General features: G+C 44.9%; 12 protein-coding genes. 5 read left to right on the top strand and 7 right to left on the bottom strand.

Features of this window, described 5'->3' with window-relative positions; genetic code table 11:
* The first annotated feature begins 121 nt into the window (after positions 1-121).
* The 4 genes from BuS5_RS15465 to yedF all read left to right on the top strand — a co-directional run bounded on the left by BuS5_RS15465 (position 122) and on the right by yedF (position 3,609).
* On the top strand, positions 122-823 hold the full coding sequence (locus BuS5_RS15465) for a Bax inhibitor-1/YccA family protein (protein WP_027353328.1): 702 nt from the start codon (positions 122-124) through the stop codon (positions 821-823).
* Between the two features lie 7 nt (positions 824-830).
* Positions 831-1,745, top strand: coding sequence for a selenium metabolism-associated LysR family transcriptional regulator (locus BuS5_RS15460; RefSeq protein ID WP_035264669.1), 915 nt, complete (start codon positions 831-833; stop codon positions 1,743-1,745).
* Between the two features lie 126 nt (positions 1,746-1,871).
* On the top strand, positions 1,872-2,924 hold the full coding sequence (gene selD, locus BuS5_RS15455) for a selenide, water dikinase SelD (protein WP_084445714.1): 1,053 nt from the start codon (positions 1,872-1,874) through the stop codon (positions 2,922-2,924).
* A 79-nt stretch (positions 2,925-3,003) separates the two neighbouring features.
* On the top strand, positions 3,004-3,609 hold the full coding sequence (gene yedF / locus BuS5_RS15450; protein WP_027353331.1) for a sulfurtransferase-like selenium metabolism protein YedF: 606 nt from the start codon (positions 3,004-3,006) through the stop codon (positions 3,607-3,609).
* 21 nt (positions 3,610-3,630) lie between these two features.
* On the opposite strand, the gene BuS5_RS15445 is transcribed toward yedF, so the two are convergent.
* Complete coding sequence (locus BuS5_RS15445; protein WP_027353332.1) at positions 3,631-5,136, bottom strand: aldo/keto reductase; 1,506 nt, start codon at positions 5,134-5,136, stop codon at positions 3,631-3,633.
* A gap of 131 nt (positions 5,137-5,267) precedes the next feature.
* Here BuS5_RS15445 and BuS5_RS20580 point away from each other — a divergent pair, with 131 nt between their 5' ends.
* Complete coding sequence (locus BuS5_RS20580) at positions 5,268-5,489, top strand: sulfite exporter TauE/SafE family protein (protein ID WP_084445711.1); 222 nt, start codon at positions 5,268-5,270, stop codon at positions 5,487-5,489.
* A 275-nt stretch (positions 5,490-5,764) separates the two neighbouring features.
* Here BuS5_RS20580 and BuS5_RS15440 read toward each other — a convergent pair whose 3' ends face one another.
* The 6 genes from BuS5_RS15440 to BuS5_RS15415 form a co-directional block, all read right to left on the bottom strand.
* Positions 5,765-6,376, bottom strand: coding sequence for a hypothetical protein (locus BuS5_RS15440; RefSeq protein WP_274427797.1), 612 nt, complete (start codon positions 6,374-6,376; stop codon positions 5,765-5,767).
* A 444-nt stretch (positions 6,377-6,820) separates the two neighbouring features.
* Positions 6,821-7,180, bottom strand: coding sequence for a type II toxin-antitoxin system VapC family toxin (locus BuS5_RS15435; RefSeq protein WP_027354420.1), 360 nt, complete (start codon positions 7,178-7,180; stop codon positions 6,821-6,823).
* Positions 7,164-7,406 (bottom strand): AbrB/MazE/SpoVT family DNA-binding domain-containing protein, encoded by a 243-nt coding sequence (locus tag BuS5_RS15430; RefSeq protein WP_035265768.1) that lies wholly within the window; start codon positions 7,404-7,406, stop codon positions 7,164-7,166. Before BuS5_RS15430 ends, BuS5_RS15435 begins: the two co-directional genes overlap by 17 nt.
* A gap of 239 nt (positions 7,407-7,645) precedes the next feature.
* The gene (locus tag BuS5_RS15425) at positions 7,646-14,635 is read right to left on the bottom strand and encodes a type I polyketide synthase (protein WP_027354419.1); all 6,990 of its coding nucleotides are present in this window, start codon (positions 14,633-14,635) and stop codon (positions 7,646-7,648) included.
* An 80-nt stretch (positions 14,636-14,715) separates the two neighbouring features.
* A complete protein-coding gene (locus BuS5_RS15420; RefSeq protein ID WP_051374930.1) occupies positions 14,716-14,925 on the bottom strand; it encodes an HTH domain-containing protein in 210 nt (69 codons plus the stop codon).
* Positions 14,888-16,060 carry an ATP-binding protein gene (locus tag BuS5_RS15415; protein ID WP_051374928.1) on the bottom strand — a complete coding sequence of 391 codons (1,173 nt, stop codon included), beginning with the start codon at positions 16,058-16,060 and terminating at the stop codon, positions 14,888-14,890. The genes BuS5_RS15420 and BuS5_RS15415 overlap by 38 nt, the downstream gene beginning before the upstream one ends.
* Positions 16,061-16,138: the final 78 nt, after the last annotated feature.

Below are 16,138 nucleotides of genomic sequence, written 5' to 3'. Positions count from 1 at the left end.
CAAGAAAAAAAGGAAATATAGATTTTCACGTAAAAATAATTATGCGAAAATCTATATGTTATCCCCTTGCGCCAGGTTTTTTTTGTGTTATATTTAAAAGATATAAAATAAGGAGGTAAAAATGCATACAATACCGACACAAAGAACAGAAACAGCAGTAAGAGTTAACGAGTTTATCAGGAGTGTTTACAACTGGATGGCCATCGGGCTCGGCATAACCGGATTTATAGCTTATTATGTTGCCTACAGCCCTTCAATTACAAGGCTGATCTTTGGCAATCCGATAATTTTTTACGGGATGATAATAGGTGAACTCGGGCTTGTTTTTTTTCTAAGCGCCAGGGTGAGCAAAATTCAAGCATCCACCGCTACAGCCCTGTTCGTATTCTATTCAGCCTTAAACGGAGCCACTCTCTCGTTTGTTTTCATGATCTATACAAGTTCGTCAATTACATCCACATTTTTTATTTGTGCAGCAACATTTGTCACCTGCAGTATTTACGGCATGGTTACCAAACGTGACCTCACATCTCTCGGCGGATTCATGGCCATGGGCCTGATCGGCATTATAATAGCTTCGGTTGTCAATCTATTTTTGAGAAGCTCCGGCATGAGCATAATAATAAGCTATATCGGCGTTATTGTTTTTGTCGGCCTGACTGCTTATGACACTCAAAAATTAAAGGAGATGTCTGTTTCACAGCCTGCAGGACTTGATGCCGGGGTTGTCAGGAAAGGCGCTATTATGGGCGCTCTTACACTCTATCTTGATTTCATCAACCTGTTCCTTATGCTGCTCAGAATCCTGGGAAACAGGGATTAACATAAATATGCATTGTATAGATTTTGATTTAAGGCAACTTGAGATTTTCTGCAAGGTGGTTGAGCTTGAAAGTTTTACCAAGGCGGCCAATGCTGTTGCCCTGGCACAAGCTTCGGTCAGCGAACGGATTGCCGTGCTTGAAAATTCTGTGGGAACCAGGCTGCTTGACCGGCTGGGCAGGAAAGTGGTTCCCACACCAGCCGGCAAGCTTCTTTTCAAGCATGCGGCCGCCATGCTGGAAATGAAACAGATGGTCTGCATGGAGATGGATGCTTTTCTCGGTATCAGGAAAGGTGAAGTTAACATTGGAGCAAGCACCATACCGGGTGAATATATCCTTCCCGGCATTATGGTTGAGTTTTCAGAAAAATATCCGTTAATTTCCATCAAATTAGCTATTTCAGACACCAAAGAGATTGAAAACCGTATTGTCGGCGGTGATCTTGAAATAGGTATTGTCGGCTCCAGGAATTCAGGCAGTAATTTGACATATAATAAGCTCTGGGACGATAAACTGGTTTTAGCTGTTTCTGCCAAACACCGCTGGTCCGGCAAAAACAGTATTACCATACAGGAACTTGCTGAAGAGCCGTTCATATTAAGAGAAGAGGGCTCGGGAACATTGAAAATCATAAAAGATTATTTCAATTCGGCATCGGTTGATATGGATTCCTTAAAAACAGTTGCCCGTTTCGGATCTTCCACAGCCGTTAAAGAAGGAATAAAATCCGGTCTGGGAATATCTGTTCTCTCTTTAAGAGCGATAAAAACAGAACTCGATGCAGATATTATTAAAACATTAAAAATCGAAAAGCTTTCAATGACCCGTAATTTTTACCTTATTCGTGATAAAAGAAGAAACCTGTCACCTGTATCCCAGGCCCTCCTTGATTTTTTTCTTTTAAAAGCCACAGCCAGATAAACACCCACCACACCCTAAGATTTTTCATCAGTATCACCAATAGCAAACCATTAATATATCGAAAAATCCTGTTTGACAAATCAGTCTATCAACTCTATCAAGATAGATAACCAGGGGAACTTAATGATGAACAAAGAATTTAAAAATCTTCGTCTCACTGAAACTGTTTCAGGTTCCGGCTGAGCATCAAAACTTGCTCCGGGGGACCTGGACAAAGCATTATGCGGATTGCAATTTCCAACTGATCCGAACCTTATTGTAGGACTGAAAAGCGCTGATGATGCCGGTGTTTACAGAATCACAAAAGATCTTGCCATAATCCAGACTCTCGACTTTTTTACACCCGTGGTAGATGATCCGTACATGTTCGGCCAGATAGCCGCGGCAAATGCATTAAGTGATATATATGCCATGGGTGGTGTGCCGAAAACAGCCATGAATATAGTCTGTTTCCCTTCAAAACAGATGGACATGTCCGTACTGCGCAGGATTCTTGAAGGTGGCCTGGTCAAGATGAAAGAGGCGGAGATGGTTCTTGTGGGGGGGCACAGCGTAGATGATAATGAATTAAAATACGGGCTCTCTGTAACCGGTTTTGTCCATCCTGACCGTATCCTTGTAAAGAAAAACCTGATGCCGGGTGATCGCCTGATTCTTACCAAGCCGCTGGGCACCGGCATTATTAATACCGCGATCAAGGGCGGAATTGCTTCCGTTGAAACTACAGAATCAGTCACAGCCCTGATGGCGGAGCTGAACAGGACCGCTGCGGAAGTTATAGTTAATTATCCGGTGCATGCCTGCACCGACATTACAGGTTTCGGACTAATAGGCCATCTTGCTGAAATGGTAAGTGAATCAGGATACGGGATTGAAATTATTTCTGATAAACTTCCAATAATTCCGGAGGCTATGGAATTTGCGGCCATGGGACTTGTGCCCGCGGGAACATACAGAAACCGGGAGTTCAGGGAGCCGATGACGGATATCGCACCCTCTGTGGATCGTGCCCTTCAGGATATTCTGTTTGATCCGCAGACATCAGGAGGTCTGCTTATATGCGTAGAATCACGCCAGGCGGACAGCCTGTTGTTTGAGCTTAAGGAAAAGGGGATGAGCACAGCCGCCATAATAGGTTCTGTTTCACAAAATTTAGGTTGCATAATAATAGTAAATTAAAGCTGTTAATTGATTTTGATTAAACTTGTTCCACAGCAAAACCAATAGATTTCGAGACTCTGAAAAAGGTAATGATTTTATGATAAAAGAGATAGATGCAAGGGGGTTAGCCTGTCCTGCGCCGGTTTTACAGACAAAAAAAACCGTGGAAGAAGAAGACACGGAAATAATAAAGGTGATTGTGGACAACGAGGCTGCCAGGCAGAATGTCACACGCTTCCTGGAATCAAGACATTTTGAGGTTTCCACAAAGCAGGCTGACGAAGCTTTTTATCTTACCGGCAAAATAGACAGAAATATGCCTGATTCCGCATTTTCCGAGATAAAGGAACAGGAAAAGCCGGGCACAAAAAAAATTATGGTAATGGTGTCCGGCAATCGCATGGGGCATGGAGATGATGACCTCGGCACAAAACTTATGATTTCTTTTTTAAAAACATTGAAAGAGATGGGCCCTGAATTATGGCGGCTTGTTTTTTTGAATGCCGGCGTTAAACTGACAATTTCAGATGCAGAAACCCTGTCTGTTCTCAAGGATCTGGAAAAAGATGGAATTTACATACTTGTATGCGGAACATGCCTTACCCATTTTAATATTTTGGATAAAAAAGAGGTTGGAGAAACTACAAACATGCTCGATATTGTAACGGCTATGCAGCTTGCCGATAAGGTGATTAATATGTAAAAAGCTAAAAAAAATTTTTTTCTATTTCTCCCATTGCCGGATCAATTCTTCTTGAGAAATAGATGACAGAATACTGACCGCATCATGAATGGGCGGTTCCTTAAGGGTCTCTAGGGCATCATCGACATAATCTCTCTTTCGCATGCCCAAAAGAATAGAGTCGACTCCCGGTATAGATCTCAGTATCCGCAGGGCTTTACTGGAAAGCGAGGCGGATGATTTCAAGTCCGGGTCAAGTTCATCCAACCTTTGGCAAAACGTTGCCGCAAAGGCATGTTTCGAGGTTTTAAAATGGGTTGCAGCGATTTCAAGCAATTTAAATAAGGATTGAGAAAACTCTACTACCCACTCCTGCCACTCGGCATCAGCCGGCATGATATTTTCAAGGTAATTTACACCATCATATATTTGAGGCATGATCCGGTACTCTTTTTCATAGTCCCATTGCTCCCAGCTTTGAATCTTAATTAAAGCTGAGGAAAGATATTGGGGAATTGAAAAAAGTCTGTCGATGTGAGTTAAATCACTGCCCTCCGGCCATTTGATTTTAAAATCAGTCTTGAATCGACTTCCCAGCTCCATGCTTTTTTTTTCTAACCTGGAAAAATTTTCCATTATTGTCTGGTGATGAATATCATCAAAATCGGCCAGGCGAATCATTCTATTGCCGACTATAGCATTTAAAGGACGGTTTATCAGGGTCGCTATATTTTTTTCCAACGCAACGTCAAGCAGAGTTTTAGTGCCACAAGCCTGATTCTTTTCCAGGCAAGCCCCTGGTTCAAAGAGATTAAGCGGAAACTGGATGACTTTAAAATTATGGTTGGATGTGATGGTTTCGGCAATTTCAAGCACCCTTTCAAGAGAGGTAAACTCAAAATCGTCAGCCGGATTGATGAAGGTATTTGAAGAAATTCCATAAGCTTTAATCTTGCCGGTTTTAACTTTTTCTTCCAGCCGGCAAAAGGCCTGCCCAATGCGGCGTTCATACTCCTTGCGTGCCGTTCCCAGGTCCATAAGGCGTCTATTTTTGATATAGGTTAAAAAATATTCAGGATTGTGCAGCAAATAAACATCCAGATTGTCCGTTTGCAGATTGTTCAAGGTGCGCTGCAACTGATTTTCAAGGAAATCCGGATTAATGCAATGCCAGCATCCTTCCATATATTTAACCATCTCCGGGAAGGGCTGCCCCCGGGTTTCATGCTCCCGGGCCAGGGTCAGGTTTTCACCCTGGACATATCCTCCTTTGGATATAAGTAAAAAATCTTCTCGATTAATTTCACCCTCCTGGATCATCTGCTTCAAGATGTTCCCGATGAGCCGTTCGCTCCCACCGCCTGTATAATTACTGGAAGTGTCGATCAGATTAAAACCGTTTACCAGGGCATATTCAAGGGCCTCCCCATGCTCTTTAGACTTCTCATAAATCCGATAGCCGCCAAAACCGATTTGACTCACATTAAAATCAATCTTCCCAAATGTATCTGATTTTCCAAATGTATTTAAAGACCGGTCGACTGTCATCGTAGCTCCTCTATTTTTTTAGTGGACATCAAAATTGCCCTTCCGCTGATAATATCTTCTTCCCTGTTTGCACCGGTAGGCGCATACGTCACAGCCAGGATTAACATTCAGCTGTTTACGGCCATCCCGGCCTGAGTTATATTTATGGCATCATTCAGGATGCTCTTTTCCGGAAAAGTGGAATCCGAAGTGACAACCATCAGTACTTCGCGAAAAACCATCGGGGCGGCGTCATCGGTTTTATCCTAGGCCTTTTGGGAATCGACGGCGGGGTTTTTATCGTGCCCCTTCTAATATATATCTTGAGGGTGCCAACCAAAATAGCCGCTGCTACTTCTATTTTTATTCAGTAGTGTCCGGTTAAGTTTTTGCATATAGCATTTGCTCTTTGATAATCAGATTATCAGACCATACGTTTTTTTTGTCAGTACGCAATTCGTTCTGGATGGTATTTCTAAGCTGACGAATCCTCTTTATTGATACAGGTTCATTAAACTGTTCATGGCATTATTAGGCGCATAAGGTTGTTTTGTAAACTTATTTACGGGCCCACCTAATTGTTCAAAATTTGCTGTAATATCAGTTACATCTTTTGATTTTTCATCATTTTTTGGCACCGGTAGAAGAGTTAAACCACAGTCAAACTCAGTTGACAAACTATCTGTAAGGCTTCCGGGGTTGGTAAAATTTTTCGGCGCTGCCGAGTTAAAGACAACAACTTATTTTCAACTTCCTGTTGTTCCTTTACTGTGACGTCCATTGCCATCCGAACGGATTCTCTATTCACAGATCCGCAAAAAGCCGGTAAACGAAGTGCAATTCGGTTTGCATCTTTTACTTCTCCTGTACCATGTGTTTTACCAAGTCCAAACAGGGATTCAATATTATCAGAACAAATAGGCATTCCAGTATTGCCCATGCCCAATGATTCAGCGACTATTAATTGTTTTTCCATCCAGGTAATAAAACCGATACGTACTTGAGAGCTTTGAGGGATATTTTTTAAAAGTTCTTTGCACTCTTTGTAGGTTTTCATATTCAAGCCTTGAGCTTTAAGAATTTCCTGGCTTTTTAAAAGAGGAGATGCATCACGAAGAAATCGCTTGATAAACTGTTTATATTCAGGAAGTTTACCAAGATAATTCCTAAGTTTTGAAACTACAGGGTCCTTTGAAACTCGCCCCCGTGGTGAGTGCTTAAGAACCATTTCAGCCCATTTCACCATTAGATGAATATTCATGAATCGAGCTTTTGTCGAAACCTTTGGGGGTGCAAAAAATGCAAGTACTGTTTGCTTAAATTTTTTTGAGGCTTGTCCGCAAGCAGAGATAAAACAGTCATACGAAGGATGTTTTGTATATTCTTTTGTAACCGTTCACGGTTATAGGTTCACAGTTAACGGTTGAAAAATACAGCAGGTTTCGGTGGATTCGCTTCGCTTAATCCACCCTACAAACTTACGTTGCTTTTGAACCGTAGGGTGGATTAAGGAGCGTAAGCGACGAATCCACCAAAGTAGCTGTCCCGCCTTACGTTGATGGCCTGAGATTCAATTTATAAACAGGAAATTATGCCGCTTGTAACCGTGAACGGTTACATTATTGCGTTGGATCAATGATTTTAAGGCCTTTAAAATAAACTCGGTAAAAACCACGGTCTCTTGTGATAAGCTGATTAGCACATTTTATCGCATGACCACCGATGATAAAATCGCTGATAATATGAATTCTGCCTGGTAATATTTTTCCGCAATGAGGGCATTTTTGATTTTTTTTCTATTTTCAAGATATTTTTTCCAGGCAAGGCTTGCCTCATAAAGAGCCTTATCAGGAGAATTTACAAATTTAATATCTGTTTCATCTAAAAATGTCCTGAGTTCTTCCAAAGAAAGGAACTGGGAGGAGAGTTCGGCAAACACCATTTCGGAAATAACAAGACTGCCCTGTTCAGACAATATTTCAAGTGTTTCTAAAGAAGGTGTCGCATAATCTGCATTTGGAATAAGGATATCCAGCAGTACATTAGTATCAACTGCTGATATCATCAGACTTTCCTCTCAGTTCCTCAATAATTTTATCGGGGTTTGCTCCCTGAAGATTTGAAAGATCTCCAAAATATTTGCGAAAAGATTTTTTTTTATGTTTTTTTTTACATAGAAAAACTTGATTACCGGAAATTTGGAAATCAACTTCATCTCCAGAGGAAATACTCAAGACATCACGTACAAACTTTGGGATTAAAATTTGTCCTTCAGATGAAATGATTGGCATTAGTTTTCTCCATTATATTTTATAGCCTTATAGTTTATAATAAATTACAATTTAACATATAAAACACAGTTTTTCAGTATCATATTCAAATTCCGGGGTAGAATTTTATGGTATCAATAAATATTATTATAACTTACTGTTTTTATTAATGCTCATAATTTAATTTTTAAGATTAAACAGCGTTTACCCCGAAATTTGAATAGGATACGTTTTTCAAATAATCTATGATGATAACCCTGTTATATTACAAGTTTTATACCCAACCCATCAACCTTATATATATAAAGCCCGTCAATTTTAAGAAATCCGTCTGCATGGATGGCTGGAGGCTCCTCATCTATTCCTGTTATAACAGCTTCTACTTCTATGCAGCGGTTTTCGGGAAGAATCTGGCCCCTGTAGGTCCAAGTCTGTTTGGCGGATGTGATTAGTTCGAATCGATGGGTATCGGCCAAATGATTCCAGCGTTGCAGGGCCATGAATTTCAGAAGCTGCAAAAATGATTCTATGCCAAGAGATCCGGGTATAACCGGGTCATGTAAAAAGTGGGCTTTAAAATACCATTCATCCGGGTCAACCTGTTTTGAAGAGCGGATAAATCCCAAACCATTAGGTCCGCCGTCAGGAATATAAAGGTCTATTTCGTCTATCATCTTTAAGGCCTTGGCAGGCATGGCCAGTGGCGATGAAGAATCAATTCGGTAATTATCACAAGCATCAGGCGTAAAGGGTTCCAGATCAGCAAGAACAAGGTCTTTAATAATGCCGGGCTGGGCAGGGTTATGATTATCAAAAATCTTGTTGCCAGCATCCGGAAGCCCGGTCTGCATTGCAAGCGCTTTTTCGGTAAAAAAGCCGAAGGTTGTATCACCTTCATATACAATTTCTCCGCCCTGAAACACCTGAAAATCAAACTGTTCGATGATCATGTCGCCGGCTTCTGAAACCTGGCGCAGTTTGGTTCTGACCATAAGCGTTCCTGAATGGCAGTAAAGATTTCTGTGGAGAACCGCATTGCCGTCCAGGTTCCGGAACTTAAGGTCATGCTTGCTTTTCAGGGCTGATCCCATATAGGCCGCCAGCCATCCACAGGGCTGGAGCGCGATTTCAAGCAGGAAACTGAAAGGGAGTACTGTTGACCGGTCGGCTTTGAAATACCAGGCTGTGTCAGAAATATCATATTCGGCTTCAATCCAGCCGCCCGCTTTAAGCTGCCACTGCTCCGCCTCTATCCTGGTGATACGGTCAATGAGCAGGAAGGGGGGACCCGGAAGCCGTGCAATAAATCTTTGATTGTCAAAAGGACGATATTTTTCACCAAAGGCCTCGGAAGGGTTGCCGCTTGCAAAAGCTATCAGCCTTTTTTTAGAAAAGAGTTCGGTTTTCAGCTTTAACGGCGGTAATTTTTTTTCAATTGACCAGAATTTTTCCAGATCTTGTTCAGTTATGCCGGACATTCGCAGCGACATATCCTTAAACATCACAATCATCTGACCGTCGGCATACATGTACGCGTCTGCTGTCACATAGGGTTCGGGGTTATAACCGGCCTCCTTGATTTCGACCTCATAGATCACATGCTTTGTTTGTGGGGTAACAGGGCCTCTGCATTTTAAAATACTCTCTATGCCGACCACCGGTTCGTAACATGCATCGGTTTTATCGTGTATCCAGCCCATCCGCTGGACAAAAATTCTTAAGGTGTGGGCGCAGCATTCATACATCAGTGTGCCGGGCATAACCATGTCATCCACAAAATGGCAGGTGAGAAACCAGTCATCCGGATGGATATCTGCTTCAGCCCGGATCAACCCGAGGCCGAAGCGGCCGCCGTTGGGATCGAGGGCCGGAACCCGGTTGATGAGGCTCATCCTTCCCCCGGGAAGTCTCAATGATGATGGTATCTCTTTGTTTTCAAAAAGCTTCCCAAAACAGCCGGATGGATTACCCTGGCGCAGTTCTTCAACCGCGGCATCGTCATAGGCTTCCGTTGCAGCAGGCGCCAGGGTTTTCCATAGCTGCGGCTTTGATTTTGCCTGACCCGGCGTGGGTTCCGGATCTTCATTTGTAAGGATTATACCGCCGGAATTCTTCACCTCTTCTTCCGTAAAAAAACCTGCGCAGCCATTTGTCATTGTGATAAGGAGTCGGCCATTTGTCGTACCTTTGAAATTAAAGAAAAACATATAGGTTGCGCCCTGGCGGATAAATTTTTCGATTTCAATTTCATATCTCAACAAATCGCCGGCCAGGGGCAATCCGCTGTGAAATTTTACGGTTGCATCCAGGAGCCTGTATGTTCTGGTTCCTTTTATCTCAAGATCGATACCAAGGTAAGAGCAGAGAAAAAGGTCGGCTTGGCCGGCTTCAACAGAGATACATACCGGCGCCCGGCCGCCATCAAGATACCAGGCTCCGGGGAGGACATCATGTTCCGTGATAATGCGACCCGATCCCATTGACCCTTTTTCTCCTTGAATGGAAATTATGCGGTCAACCAGCATCAGGGGTTCATCCGGCAGTCGCACCCTGGCTTTGCAGGTGTCAACTACCGCAAATTCAGGACCAAGAACTGCGGCAACCGAGCCGGTTGCAAACTCCAGGCACATTTCTCTTGAAAATGCAATCTCCCGCTCAGGAGGCTCAACTACTAAGGATGGAAGCTCTCCTGCGGCGATCATTTTTTCAAGCAGCCGGTTTTGAAAGGTAAGGGTTTCGGCATATGCTTTGGTATTAAAATCGGCAAACTCAAGAAAGGTTTGATGCGCACCGGCGGTGGCATAGACAGTTTTGAGCATTGAATCCGCCAGGCCTGCAAAGGGTGACAAGCTTTTGACGTGCTTTTCAACAGGTTCAGCCTTTGCGATGATTTTTTGAGGTCTGGTTTTAGTCTCCGGCAGATGCGGTTGAGGGGCTTTTTTTCCGATCAGCAGTTTGATCTCCCTGCCTGATTTTTCGGCTTTGACTAAAACCGGCGGGTACGAAGATTCGCCGTAAAGCAGATCAGGATTAAAGGCCACCCTTTCAGCCACCAAAGCGCCGAGCAATTTGATGATTGTGCGATGATCGGCTTCATATCTTGAGCAGGCCGAGACAGCAAGGTGCGGTCTGTCTCCCAGTATGGAAGAGATCATGCCGGTGCAGGAAGCATGGGGTCCCATTTCAAGAAAGATCCTGACTCCGTCCTGGTAGGCCTGGTTAATGGTTTTATTAAAATCAAAACCGTGCAAAGCCTGGTTCAGGATTGAGTCGGCCGCGCTCTCTGTAGTAAGTTTGTTTACCCGGCCGGAAGCGCAACTGTAAAATTTTATCTTGTTATTTGTATTAACAGAAAAAAGATGCAAAGCCCGATAAGCTTCGGCCACAGGTTCGGCTGCGTCGCAATGCACGGTTACAATACCTTTTAACGCCACAGAGTCGCATTTCAGCCGTTTGATCGCTGCTTCAACATATTTTTTTATGCCGCCGATCACGCACTGGTTCGGAGTATTTATAATCAGGAGCCTGGTTTCAGGCAAATCGGCAATAACCTCCCGAACCGGCCCGGCCGGTTTGTTAACAACGGCAACATGCCAGTCAAGATCACCCTTGCCGGGAATATCCCAGGCCTGACGGGCAGCATGGCATGGCCCGGCCAATTCGGTGGTAAATAGCCGGGTCTGCCGCATCCTTTTGAGCATTTCACCCCGGTCTGGCCAGGCATCCAGCGCAAAAAACCCGGCAGATTCGCCCAGGCTGTAGCCGATAGCAGCATCCGGCTTGACTCCAAAACTTCTGACCAGATTTGAAACAACCCCGCCGTGCACAACCTGTCCGAAGATCATATTAAGTGCATTCGATTCTATCTCCTGCAAGGCCTTTTCTTTCCAGTCCCCCGTACATTCCCCAGGCCAGGATGCCCGCCATGGTACAAAGCGCTCCGGTATGAGTTGGGTTTTAAGATGCCCGGTTTTTTGATCCATGCCGCGCAGAATCTCCGGCCATCTTGTTCCCAACTCCCGGCCCATTCCGAGATAATGATTCCCGGAACCCGGAAAAACAAAAGCTGTTTCTGCGTCCGGCCCGAGCGGTTCAGGCGCATAAGCCACCCCGCCCCGGATGCCGATTCTGGTTAAAGTCTCTGTGAGAACTGTTTTTTCAGCATCATTAATATATAATTCAAGCTCACGAATATCTTTTGCGGATATGGCCAGGCCCAGTTTTTTATGAGGATTATGTCCGCATTGCAGATACCATTGACCGGCAACTCTGCCGGCAGGAATTGTTGTAAAGGATGGCTCTTTTACAAAATTTTTCAATACTGCCAAGCCGTTGAGGAGCTCTTCCGGGCTATCCCCTTCAATCATAAAAAGACCATAATCTTCAAAACCAAGGGGTCTTTTCCGCTCTCTGTTAATCTTGATGGGGCTCTTGATATCGCTTTGGCTTAAATAATCCGGATCGGTATTATTTTCATAAGCTTCCAGGATTAGATGCGCAACATTTCCGTCATTGGTCAAGGCTCCCACGCAGGCGCGGCGCGGGCCCTCAGCCCGGTTGCGGAGCCAGTACTGCGGCTGAATGGGCATATGCCAGGCGCCATTGGCAAGGCTTGGGCAGGCCGGGGTTTTAAAATTTCTTAAGGGTGGAATTATCTCCTGAAACAGGCAGAGGCTTGCCTTGACAACAGATGCCATACCGGAGGCAGCCCCGGTATGACCGATATTCGGTTTAAGCGAACCAAGGGCGCATTGCTGTAAATCAGATCCTGTAAAAAAATTTTCAGCAGCCTCCGCTTCTATTCTATCCTCATCCGGGTCGCCGCTGCCATGGGCTTCAAAAAAAGAAATTGACGAAGGGTTAAGATCTGCATCCTTAAAAGCCCTGCGCATGGACGCCAGGTATGCGGTTTGGGAAAGAGAAGACAAATTTATGCCGCCGCCTGATGCTGCTCCGGAGCCTTTGATTACCGCGTATATCCGGTCTCCGTCGGCCATGGCCTGATCCAGCCTTTTCATAATAATAGCTGCAGCGCCTTCTCCCGGCAGCGTCCCGTCGGCCTTTTTATCAAAAGGATATATTTCTTTGGATTCGGATAATTTTCTGCTTTTCGAAAAAGTAATTATGCTCCGCACATCACCGCAAAGATCAACCGCTCCGGCCAGCGCAAGATCGATTTCATGATTTTGTAGAGCCTGCATCCCGATCCGGATGGCCTTCAGGCCGGAAGTCTCTTCCCCGGAGACTGAAAAACTCGGCCCTCCAAAACGGAATTCACGGGCTATGCGGCTGGCAACCACGCTGCCCAGGGAGCCCAGTGTCCTTGTGGCGGTTAAAGGCGGCCCGGCTTCATGCTTCAGTTCTGCAAGCCAGGCCTCTTCATCATCAAAATTCAGATCCCTCTTTTTTTTCCACTCAGAGATTGCATTGGCCAGGTTCCAGCGCACCGTAAAATCGGTAGTCTCAAAATCAAACCCTATTCCAATGATCGCTCCGGCGCGCGGATTTTCATTCTTGATGCTGATTCCCGCGTTTTTGATTGCTCCGTCCGCCACCTTCAGCATCAGGAGCTGCTGAATCAGTATATCAGGAATTTCCCTGGGAGGGATGCGGAATTCACCGATCAGAAGCGAGAGCTCTTCAGCAAAAGCGCCGTATGGCATCTTGCGGCCCAGATGTTTTTCAGCTATTTTTTCAGAACCATGCCGGCGGTTGGGGGGGCTTTTTTGAATGACGGAATCTCCACAAAAAATGGTCTCCTGAAATTCCCGCAGGGATGTTAAAGAGCCGAAGGAGACGTCCATGCCGATGATGGCTATTTCAGGTTCCGGATCATTTTTAACCTGATGAACGTTACTTTGGTGCACTTTAATCGAACTTGCAGCCGGGGATGGATGATCGGAGCGCCATTCCTCAAACAGGATGTGCCCGTTTATGCCTCCAAAGCCGAATGCGCTTACCGCGGCCCGGCGGGGAATATCCCCGGCTCTCCGGCGCCACTCTTGCGGTTCGGTCGGCACTTTAAAGGGACTATTGTTTAGCGGGCTTTGGGGCGCAGCATGTTTAAAATTACAGGAAGGCGGAATAATTCCATTTTTTAAAGCCAGGAGGGTTTTGATCATTCCGGCAGCGCCTGCGCCGGTTAAGAGGTGGCCGATATTCGATTTTACCGAACCGATGGCGCATGATGCTCCCTTAGACCAGCCGGATGCGCCCCACATCTCTCTCAGGCTCAGCAACTCCGTATTATCACCCACCGGCGTGCCTGCGCCATGGCATTCAATCAGGTCAACATCATAGGGTGTCCATCCCGCAGACTTATAAGCTGCTGTCATGGCCCTGACCTGGCCTTCTATATCAGGCGCAAGCAGATTTCCCCGGATATCGTTTGAAAGTCCTGTGCCACGAATAATACCGTAAATTTTGTCATTATCCGCCAGAGCGTCTTCAAGTCTTTTCAATACCAGCATCCCTACACCTTCACCAACCACCAGTCCGTCTGCAAACTCGTCAAAAGGAGCGCAAATTCCTGAAGGTGAGAGCGCCTTAAGCTGGCTGAATCCAATCTGGGTATAAAGGGATTCCGGGCGTGAGACTCCGCCTGCTATCATCATGTCCGCCCTGTGCATGTTCAGTTTGTCGCAGGCAAGTTTAACGGCATAAATGGATGAAGCACAGGCCGCATCAAGTGTCATGGTTCCGCCGCCCAGGCCGAAGGCCTCGGCCAGAATTGCTCCCGGCAGGGAGGTTACGTCGGCATTGACAGCCTCATGGGCGGAAATGGAATCCAGACTGTTTGTTGCAATATCGCCAAAAAGTTTATCTTCAAAGGATTTGCCGAGAATTTTTCTGGTGATTAATGATGTTGCATCCGTAGGGAGGGCAATGGCGGCCAGGATTACCCCGGTACGGTCGCGTTTGAACGTTTCCATGCCTGATAAAAGTTCCCGCCCGGCCTGCAGCACAAGATGGTAAAGCGGATCCAGATTTTTTAATAATTCCGGCTCAAGGTCGATGCTTGTCGGGTCGAATCGGAAATCGGTTATCAGGCATGCTTTTTTTGAAATTGCTTTGTCAGGAGTATATTCAGGATTGAAGATGGAATTCGGTTCAACAATCCATCTCCCGGCCGGTATTTCACAGCCTGCATAGACCCTGTCAACGATATTGTTCCAGAATATTTGCGGATTATCAGCGCCCGGGAATATTCCGGAAATCTTCACCACTGCAACAGGATTTTGATATTGCATTATAAGTTCAGCTTCACTTTACGCTCTCTGGGGTTTTTTATATGACAATTAGTATCAATTCATATGTGAAGATCTATAGTCTATCCATCCACAACTTCCCAACACCCACCCTTAGGCGGGCCGATGCGCTTTAACCGCCCGTTTTTTTGCAATTTGGCGATTTGTTTTTCAATCGCGCGAGTCGTTATTTCAAGAACATTTGCCAGTTCAGGAATGGTTATCTGAAAATTCTCGCGCATAAGTTTTATTATCTTATCCGTAGTTTTCACCGAACTTTTTTTCAAGGACATGAAAAACCCCGCTGGTATCCCGCTTAAAGACAATGGTAAAAAAGCTGTCAAACTCAAATTTCGGATCTGGGCAGCCAGCGTCCTTCAGTAGTCGCCAGATTTTATGGATACCGGTACCCATGTTTTCAACCAGATCCACTCGTTGCAGAAGGGATGCAATAATCTGATTTCTACGAACGGCTTTTTTCCCGAACTCTTTTTCGGTTAATCCTTTCGGCAAACCACCGGGGTTTGATATTTCGATGCGGTCATCAAAAATTTCCACGGTCGTGTGGCTACCGGTTTTCAGATAATCCCGGTGAGAGACCGCATTGACCAGCGCTTCCCGAATCGCATCAAGTGGGATCTCATAAATCTCTTTTCTTCTTGGACTTCCGGTCATCTCATACCTGACCCGCAGCTCCTGCCGGATAAAATGCATGGATAGAGTGATATTGGTGATTAGGTCTTCCTGGTAGTCCTTGCGGTTGACCACCTGAAAGCGATCTGATCCCTCAAAGGTACCGCAGGTAATAGTGGCTTGCTCGCAAAGCAGTTCGATGGACTTGGCGAAAAACAGAACACCCGCGTTTTTCATTTTTAATTTTTTGTCGAGGCGGTCGGCTACGCCCAGATTTTCAAGAATAGGTTCATCATCCAGCTCTTTACTGATGTGGGCAAGTCTTAAAAAGGCATTCAATCGCTCAGCATTGTAATGTTTTTGAAAATTAAATCGGGGATGATATTGTTCTTCAAAGCGAAGAACTCCTTCAGCCTGTAAGAACTCAACGAGTTGGTCTCGGCCCGTTTTTTGGGAATTTGCGCCCATGCGGATAAAAAAACCGTCACTGCACTGATACGGCTTATCTTTACCCTCAGGCACTGAAATTATGACAACATTTTGAAAGGAAGAAATATAGACGGTAATGGAAGGTTGACAATTAAACGCAATATCCTGAATCTGAGAACGAAGTGTATTTGAATTTGTGATGCCTTTTGCATTACCCTGATTATCCACGCCAAGGAAAATTCTGCCGCCTGAGGCATTAGCAAAGGCCGTCAATTCACGGGATAGGGGTTTGTTTACCCGTTCTTTAAATTCAACAAGATAGCTTTCACCCTCTTGGATAATATATTTCAGTTCTTTGGCGTTCATTAGTTCATACTCATCTGCTTCAAATCAAGAAGCCCATGGGATATTTCCTCTTCTAATTGTGTCAACTCCGTCAGCTTT

The sequence above is a fragment of the Desulfosarcina sp. BuS5 genome (assembly GCF_028752835.1).
Classification (GTDB): domain Bacteria; phylum Desulfobacterota; class Desulfobacteria; order Desulfobacterales; family BuS5; genus BuS5.
Note: the sequence above shows the minus strand (reverse complement) of the source record. Positions and strands in the feature narration are given on the sequence as shown.